Origin of the sequence: Kitasatospora sp. NPDC057198 (assembly GCF_042670125.1) — a bacterium.
Lineage (GTDB): Bacteria > Actinomycetota > Actinomycetes > Streptomycetales > Streptomycetaceae > Kitasatospora.
In genome coordinates this window covers 25,342-31,959 of record NZ_JBHUWH010000031.1, presented here as the reverse complement: position 1 = coordinate 31,959, position 6,618 = coordinate 25,342, and the positions used below count along the sequence as shown (strand labels likewise).

General features: G+C 76.5%; 6 protein-coding genes and 1 riboswitch. Of the genes, 3 read left to right on the top strand and 3 right to left on the bottom strand.

The genetic code is table 11. The features are described 5' to 3' along the window. Positions 1-53 precede the first annotated feature (53 nt). From ACFUEL_RS06275 to ACFUEL_RS06265, 3 genes are all read right to left on the bottom strand, one after another. Positions 54-1,133 (bottom strand): prenyltransferase, encoded by a 1,080-nt coding sequence (locus tag ACFUEL_RS06275; RefSeq protein ID WP_380234848.1) that lies wholly within the window; start codon positions 1,131-1,133, stop codon positions 54-56. Further along, positions 1,130-1,870, bottom strand: a complete 741-nt coding sequence (locus ACFUEL_RS06270) for a class I SAM-dependent methyltransferase (protein WP_380234851.1) — start codon at positions 1,868-1,870, stop codon at positions 1,130-1,132. The genes ACFUEL_RS06275 and ACFUEL_RS06270 overlap by 4 nt, the downstream gene beginning before the upstream one ends. 67 nt (positions 1,871-1,937) lie before the next feature. Further along, complete coding sequence (locus ACFUEL_RS06265; protein ID WP_380234847.1) at positions 1,938-3,257, bottom strand: glycosyltransferase family 4 protein; 1,320 nt, start codon at positions 3,255-3,257, stop codon at positions 1,938-1,940. A 220-nt stretch (positions 3,258-3,477) separates the two neighbouring features. Between ACFUEL_RS06265 and ACFUEL_RS06260 the strand changes: the two genes are divergently transcribed. The 3 genes from ACFUEL_RS06260 (at position 3,478) to ACFUEL_RS06250 (ending at position 6,618) form a co-directional block, all read left to right on the top strand. Then, positions 3,478-4,209: a TetR family transcriptional regulator gene (locus ACFUEL_RS06260; RefSeq protein WP_380234846.1), complete on the top strand. Its 732-nt coding sequence runs from the start codon at positions 3,478-3,480 to the stop codon at positions 4,207-4,209. Positions 4,210-4,273: 64 nt separating this feature from the next. Next, positions 4,274-4,356, top strand: a riboswitch (cobalamin riboswitch). Positions 4,357-4,453: 97 nt separating this feature from the next. Next, positions 4,454-5,896, top strand: coding sequence for a prenyltransferase/squalene oxidase repeat-containing protein (locus ACFUEL_RS06255; RefSeq protein WP_380234845.1), 1,443 nt, complete (start codon positions 4,454-4,456; stop codon positions 5,894-5,896). Further along, positions 5,893-6,618, top strand: a complete 726-nt coding sequence (locus ACFUEL_RS06250) for an SCO2322 family protein (RefSeq protein ID WP_380234844.1) — start codon at positions 5,893-5,895, stop codon at positions 6,616-6,618. Before ACFUEL_RS06255 ends, ACFUEL_RS06250 begins: the two co-directional genes overlap by 4 nt.

Sequence of the window (6,618 nt, the reverse complement as noted above, 5' to 3'; positions counted from 1 at the left end):
GAGGGAACCCCCTCTCCGGGCGGACCTTTGTCGTCCGTCCCGCCCCGGAACGCTCAGCAGCAGTCGTTGACCACCAGGCCGCCCGGCAGTTCCTCGCCGCCGAAGACGCTGACCGTCGCGTGGTCGCCGCCGAGGGCCGCGACGGCGAGCAGCAGGGCGCCGGCCGTCCAGGTGGTGCGTTCCTCGGGCCAGATCGCGTGGTCCTCGTAGACGTAGCCGGTCCAGTAGGAGCCGTCGCCGTGCCGCAGGTGCTGGATCCAGCGGAGGATCTCGACGGCCCGGTCGGACTGTCCGGCGGCCCACAGGGCGAGGGCGAGTTCGGCGCTCTCGCCGCCGGTGACCCAGGGCCGGTCGCTGACGCAGCGGACGCCGAGGCCGGGGACGACGAAGCGGTCCCAGTCGGCGGCCAGGCGCCGCGCCGCGTCCTCGCCGCGCAGGGCGGTGCCGAGGACGGGGTAGTACCAGTCCATGGAGTAGCGGTCCTTGTCGAGGAACCGCTCGGGGTGCCGGGCGATGGCGTGCTGGAGGCGTCCGGCGGCGAGTTCCCAGTCGGGTTGCGGCCGGTCGAGGTGGTCGGCGACGGCGAGTCCGCAGCGCAGCGCGTGCAGGATCGAGCAGGAGCCGGTGAGCAGGGCGTCCTCGGCGGCCGTGCCGTGCTCGTCCTGGCGCCAGGCGATGGCGCCGCCGGGGAGGCTGAGCCGGACGGTGTGGTCGAGGGCGCGGCTGACGGTGGGCCAGATCCGTTCGAGGAAGCGGTCGTCGCCGGTGGCCAGGTGGTGGTGCCAGGCGCCGACGGCGACGTACGCGCAGAAGTTGGTCTCGCGGGCCCGGTCGGTGGCGGTGCCGTCGGCGGTGCCGGGCTGCCCGTAGGCGTAGGCGGCGTACCAGGAGCCGTCGGGGTTCTGACGGTCGGCGAGCCAGCGGTAGGCGGCTTCGGCGGCGGCGTGCTCGCCGGCGGTGTCGAGGGCCATCGCGGCCTCGGTGTGGTCCCAGGGGTCGAGGTGGCCGCCGTGGAACCAGGGGATCGCGCCGTCGGGCTGCTGGTGGGCGAGGATCGAGCGGACGGTGTCGGCGGCCTGCGCGGCGTCCAGGACGCCGTCGAGCAGCAGGGCGGCGGGGACGGCGGCCGTCACGCGCCGCTCCCCGGCAGGTGGGGCTTGCTGGCGTAGACGACGAAGGACTTGCCGAGGACGGGGTTGAGGGCCTTCTCGGCGGCCTTGGTGAGGGTGGAGATGACGGGGGTGCCGACGATGTCCCAGACCAGCAGCTGGTGGTAGGCGCGCACCGGCAGCGCCTTGTCGTTGTTCACGCCGACCGCGCACTTGATCCACCAGTAGGGGGCGTGCAGGGCGTGCGCGTGGTGGGTGCCGTACGGGGTGAGGCCGGCCCCGCGGACCTTCTCGACGAGTTCGTCGCCCTTGTAGATCCGGATGTGGCCGCCCTCGACCTCGTGGTACTCGTCGGACAGCGCCCAGCAGATCTTCTCGGGCAGGTAGCGGGGCACGGTGACGGCGAGCAGCCCGCCGGGCTTGAGGACGCGGACCATCTCGGCGAGCACGCCCTCGTCGTCGGGGATGTGCTCCATCACCTCGGAGATGATGATCCTGTCGAAGGTGCCGTCGTCGAAGGGCAGGTTCAGCGCGTCGCCCTCCATCGCGGTGGCGCCGGCCCCGGCGGGGGCCTCGCCGGCCTGCTCCATGGCGGCGAACCACTTGCGGACCTCGGCGATCTCCTCGGCGTTCCGGTCCAGGGCGACCACGTCGGCGCCGCGCCGGTAGCACTCGAACGCGTGCCGGCCGCCGCCGCAGCCCAGGTCGAGCACCCGGTCGCCGGGGGCGAGCGGGAAGCGGGAGAAGTCGACGGTCAGCACTGCGGGGCTCCCATTCACGAAGGGGGTGGTACCGGGGGGGGTTGACTGTCCGTCGCCGGACGGGCCGTCAGCCGACGTAGCGCCAGCCGGGGCCGGAGCGGGCGCCGGCGCCGGTGCCGGTGGCGATCGCGGCCCGGTAGCGCTCGACGGTGAGTTCGGCGGCCCGCGCCCAGGTGAACCGGGCCAGCACGCGTTCGCGCCCGGCGGCGCCGAGCCGTTCGCGCAGCGCGGGGTCGTCCAGCAGCCGGCCGAGCGCGGCGGCCAGCGCGCCCGCGTCGCCGGGCGGCACCGCGAGGCAGGTGGCGCCGTCCGGGCCGGCGACCTCGGGGATGGCGCCGCCGGTGGTGGCGACCAGCGGGGTGGCGGTGGCCATCGCCTCGGCGGCGGGCAGCGAGAAGCCCTCGTACAGCGAGGGGACGCAGGCGGCCTCGGCGGAGCGGTACAGGTCGACGAGCTCGGCGTCGCTCAGGCCGGTGCGGAACTCGATGTGCTGCTCCAGGCCGAAGCGGCGCACCGCCTCGGCGACCGGCCCGTCCTCCTTCTGCGGCTTGCCGACCACCACAAGGTGGGCGTCCCGCTCGGTGCGGACCTTGGCGAGCGCCTCGACCAGGTGCACCAGGCCCTTGAGCGGGACGTCGGCGCTGGAGGTGGTGACGATCCGGCCGGGGACGCGGGCGACGGCGGCGGACGGAGACCACAGCCGGGTGTCGGCGCCGATCGGAACGACCGAGACGGCGCCGGGCGCGGTGCCCAGCTGCTCGGCGATCTCCGCCTTGGAGCTCTCCGAGACGGTGATGACGTGCTCCAGCCGGGCGGCGACCCGGCGCTGCATCCGGGTGAAGGCGTACCAGCGGCGCTTGCCGAGCCGCTCCAGCCGGGTGCGGGCCGCCTCGATCTCCAGCCGCCGGTCCACGGTGACCGGGTGGTGCACGGTGGTGACCAGCGGGAAGCCGTGCCGGGCCAGGCCGAGCAGGCCGTAGCCGAGGGTCTGGTTGTCGTGCACGACGTCGTAGCGGCCCCGGTGCCGGGCCAGGAAGGCGCGGGCGCGCAGCGAGAAGGTCAGCGGCTCGGGGAAGCCGCCGGTGCGCATCACCGCGTACTCCAGCAGGTCGACCGGGCCGCGGAACTCGCCGGCGGCGGGGGTGCGGAACGGGTCGTCGGCGCGGTACAGGTCGAGGCCGGGCAGTTCGACCAGGCGGACGGCGCCGGGGCCCTCGACCTCGTCGAGCACCGGGTACGGCTGGGCGCCGATCACGTCGACGCGGTGGCCGAGCCGGGCCAGTTCGCGCGACAGGTGGCGCACGTACACGCCCTGGCCGCCGCAGAACGGGTCGCCGCGGTACGACAGCAGGGCGATCCGCAACGGCGGAGGCGACACAGCGGTCATCCCCAGTCCCCATTCCTCGCTACTCGCCGGGAGCGGCGACGGAGAAGGCCGCCGACCGGTAAAGTAGATCACGTTTCACAGCGGTGCGGGCTCGTCGTTGGAGAAAGTGCACAACGAGGGACCTCGAAGATTACCGGCCCGTAGCTTGTCGTCAGGAGCCCCGGCGGGTGATTCGCACCACGCCGCGCAGCACCACGTCCCACCGCCCCTGGAGTGTCCCGTGACCGCCACCGCCGCCGACGGGCCGCTGACGCCGCGCCAGACCGAGCGCCGCCGGGGCATCCTGCGCGCGGCCACCGCACTGGCCGCCCGGGGCGGGTACGAGGCGGTGCAGATGCGCGAGGTCGCGGAGGGCGCGCAGGTCGCGCTCGGCACCCTGTACCGGTACTTCCCGTCCAAGGTGCACCTGCTGGTCGCGGTGATGCGCGAGCAGTTGGAGCGCCTGCACGAGCAGGTCCGGCGCCGCCCGCCGGCCGGCCCGGACCCGGCGGCCCGGGTCGCCGAGGCGCTCACCGCCGCCTTCCAGGCGCTGCAGCGCGAGCCCCGGCTGGCCGAGGCCATGGTGCGGGCGCTGTCCTTCGCGGACCGCTCGGTGGGCTCCGAGGTGGACGAGGTCACCCAGGTCACCGGCGCCATCGTGCTGACCGCCGCCCGGCTGCCCGGCCCGCCGACCGCCGACCAGCAGGCGGCGCTGCGGGTGGTCGGCCACACCTGGCACGCCACCCTGCTGGTGTGGCTGTCCGGGCGGGCCTCGCTTGCCGAGGTCCGGGCCGACCTGCACACCGCCGCCCGGCTGCTGGCGCCCGCCCCCGCCCCCGCGGCGCCCCCCGCCGCGCCCGCCACCGCCCTGCTCCCGGCGCCCGCCACCGCCCTGCTCCCGGCGCCCGCCGACCGGCCGGAACTGCAACCCGTTCCACCACCTGCCTCCGGCCCGTCCCCGGCCGAGGGCTAGAGTCGTTGCTCGCGGGGCAGGCTCCGGCCGCCCCGCGACAACTTCACATCCGCCTCCGAGGCCGGGGGAAGCCGGTGCGATTCCGGCACTGACCCGCAACCGTGAGCCGCCCCCGCACCGCCGGGGCGCGGCGCAGTCGGACTGCCCGGCCGGAGGCGAGCGGCCCTCATCCGTCGTGGGTCTACGGGCGAAACCCGGGGTGCGCCCCGGCCCGCTGCGACCGCTCACCGAAAGGCTTCACCCCATGCCGACCGCTGCCCGCCTGGGCGCCGCCGCGCTCGCCGGCGCCCTGCTCGCCGGCGCCGCCGCGCCCGCGCTCGCCGACACCGCCACACCCTCCCCCTCCTCGTCCGCCCCGGCCTCCTCGTCCGCCTCGGCCTCCTCCGCCCCGGCCTCCTCCGCCTCGCCCAGCCCGTCCTCGGGCGTGCCCGCCGGGCTGTACGGCAAGGGCGACCCGCAGTACGACGGGGTGTGGCGGCAGTCGCTCGCCCTGATCGCGCTCCAGCAGGAGAAGGTCGAGCCCGCCGGGGCCGCCGTGCAGTGGCTGCTCGGCCAGCAGTGCGAGGACGGCGGCTGGCCCTCCTACCGGGCCGAGGGCACCCCGTGCACCCCCGCCACCGAGGACACCAACGCCACCTCGATGGCCGTCCAGGCGCTCACCGCGCTCGGCGGCCACCAGCAGCCCGTCACCCGCGCCACCGACTGGCTGCGCGCCCACCAGAACCCGGACGGCAGCTGGGCGTACAACCCGGGCGCGCCCGGCGACGCCAACTCCACCGCCGTGGTGCTGAACGGCCTGCTCGCGGCCGGCCTCGACCCGGCCTCGGTCAGCGCCGGCGGCCGCTCCGGCTGGGACGGCCTGGCCTCCTTCCAGCTCGGCTGCGCCACCCCCGCCGACCAGCGCGGCGCCTTCCTCTACCAGCCCGCCCCGGGCACCCCGGCCGCCGCCGACACCATCGCCTCCGCGCAGGCCCTGCTCGCCGCCGCCGGCGGCCACCTCCCGGTCACCACCACCGACCGCAAGGACGCCCCGCCGAAGGCCCTCGCCTGCGACGGCGGCCAGGGCACCGGGCCGGGCACCGGGACGGTCGCGCACGCCGACTCCGCCGAGGCCGACGCCGCCTGGCTGACCGCCCGCCTGGCCGCCGACGGCCAGCACCTGACCGCCAAGACCCCCGGCGCGGACACCCCCACCCCCGCCTACGACTCCACCGCCTGGACCGTCCTCGGCCTGGTCGCCGCCGGCCACCCCGCCGAGGCCGCCAGCGCCGCCGACTGGCTGGCCGGCAACGCCTTCCCGTGGGCCGCCCAGGGCAAGGACGGCACCAACCCGGCCGCCACCGCCACCCTGGTGCTGACCGCCCGCGCCGCCAAGCTCGACCCGTACAACTTCGGCGGCGCCAACCTGGTCCAGCTCCTGATCGACTCCGGCCCCAAGCCCGAGTCCGCGCCCGCCGCCGGCGACCCGCAGGCCACCCGCGCGCCCGGCTCGGCGATCACCGAACCCGACGAGAACAGCGGCTTCTCGGCCGGCTGGCTGATCGGCCTGGCCCTCGCCGTCGGCGTCGTCGTGGTCGTCCTGCTCAGCCTCAACCGCCGCCGCCAGAAGGCGGCTTCCCCCGCCGACAGCGCCCCGGCCCCCGACGCCGCCGCCGACACCGACGACCGCCCGGAGCAGACCCGATGACCGGCCGGCTCCCCCGCGCCCGCACCGGGGCCCCCGGCCGTCCCTCCTCCTCCCCCGCCTCCTCCCTCTCCCTCCCCGCCCTCCTGCTCGCCCTCCTCACCGCCTGTGCGGCCCTCCTCGGTCCGGCCGCCGGCAGCTCCGCCGCCGCCGAGTACCGCTACTGGTCGTTCTGGAAGGGCGGCGCCGACGGCTGGTCCTACCAGCAGGTCGGTCCGGCCGGGAACGTTCCGGCGGACGGGGCGGTGGACGGCTGGCGGTTCGTGCTGAGCGCGGACGGCGGCCAGGACACGCCGCGTCCCGCCGCGGCCCCCGACTTCGCCGCGGTCTGCGGGAGCACCGCGCCCGCGGACGGCCGCAAGCGGGTCGCCGTGGTGCTGGACTTCGGGAACGCGACGGACGCCCCGAAGGGCGAGCAGCCGCCCGACTTCCGGTCGGCCTGCGCCTCGGTGCCGACGGCGGCGAACTCCGCCGAGGTGCTGGCCGCGGTCGCCGCGCCGCTGCGCTACGACTCGGGCGCGATGCTGTGCTCGATCGCCGGGTACCCGCGCGCGGGCTGCGGCGAGCAGGCCGCGGCGGGCGCGAACTCCTCGACCGCCGACGGCGGTTCGGGCGGTTCGGGCAGCGACGGCGGCCCGAGCGTGGGCCTGTTCGCCGGCGTCGGCGCGGTGCTGCTGCTGGGTGCGGGCGCGGTCTGGCAGGCCCGTCGCCGCCGCACCCGCTGA

Bases quoted from the DNA above. Each gene is read 5' to 3' on its own strand.
- ACFUEL_RS06265 (WP_380234847.1), bottom strand. From the start codon at position 3,257: ATGACCGCTGTGTCGCCTCCGCCGTTGCGGATCGCCCTGCTGTCGTAC.
- ACFUEL_RS06255 (WP_380234845.1), top strand. From the start codon at position 4,454: ATGCCGACCGCTGCCCGCCTGGGCGCCGCCGCGCTCGCCGGCGCCCTG.
- ACFUEL_RS06250 (WP_380234844.1), top strand. From the start codon at position 5,893: ATGACCGGCCGGCTCCCCCGCGCCCGCACCGGGGCCCCCGGCCGTCCC.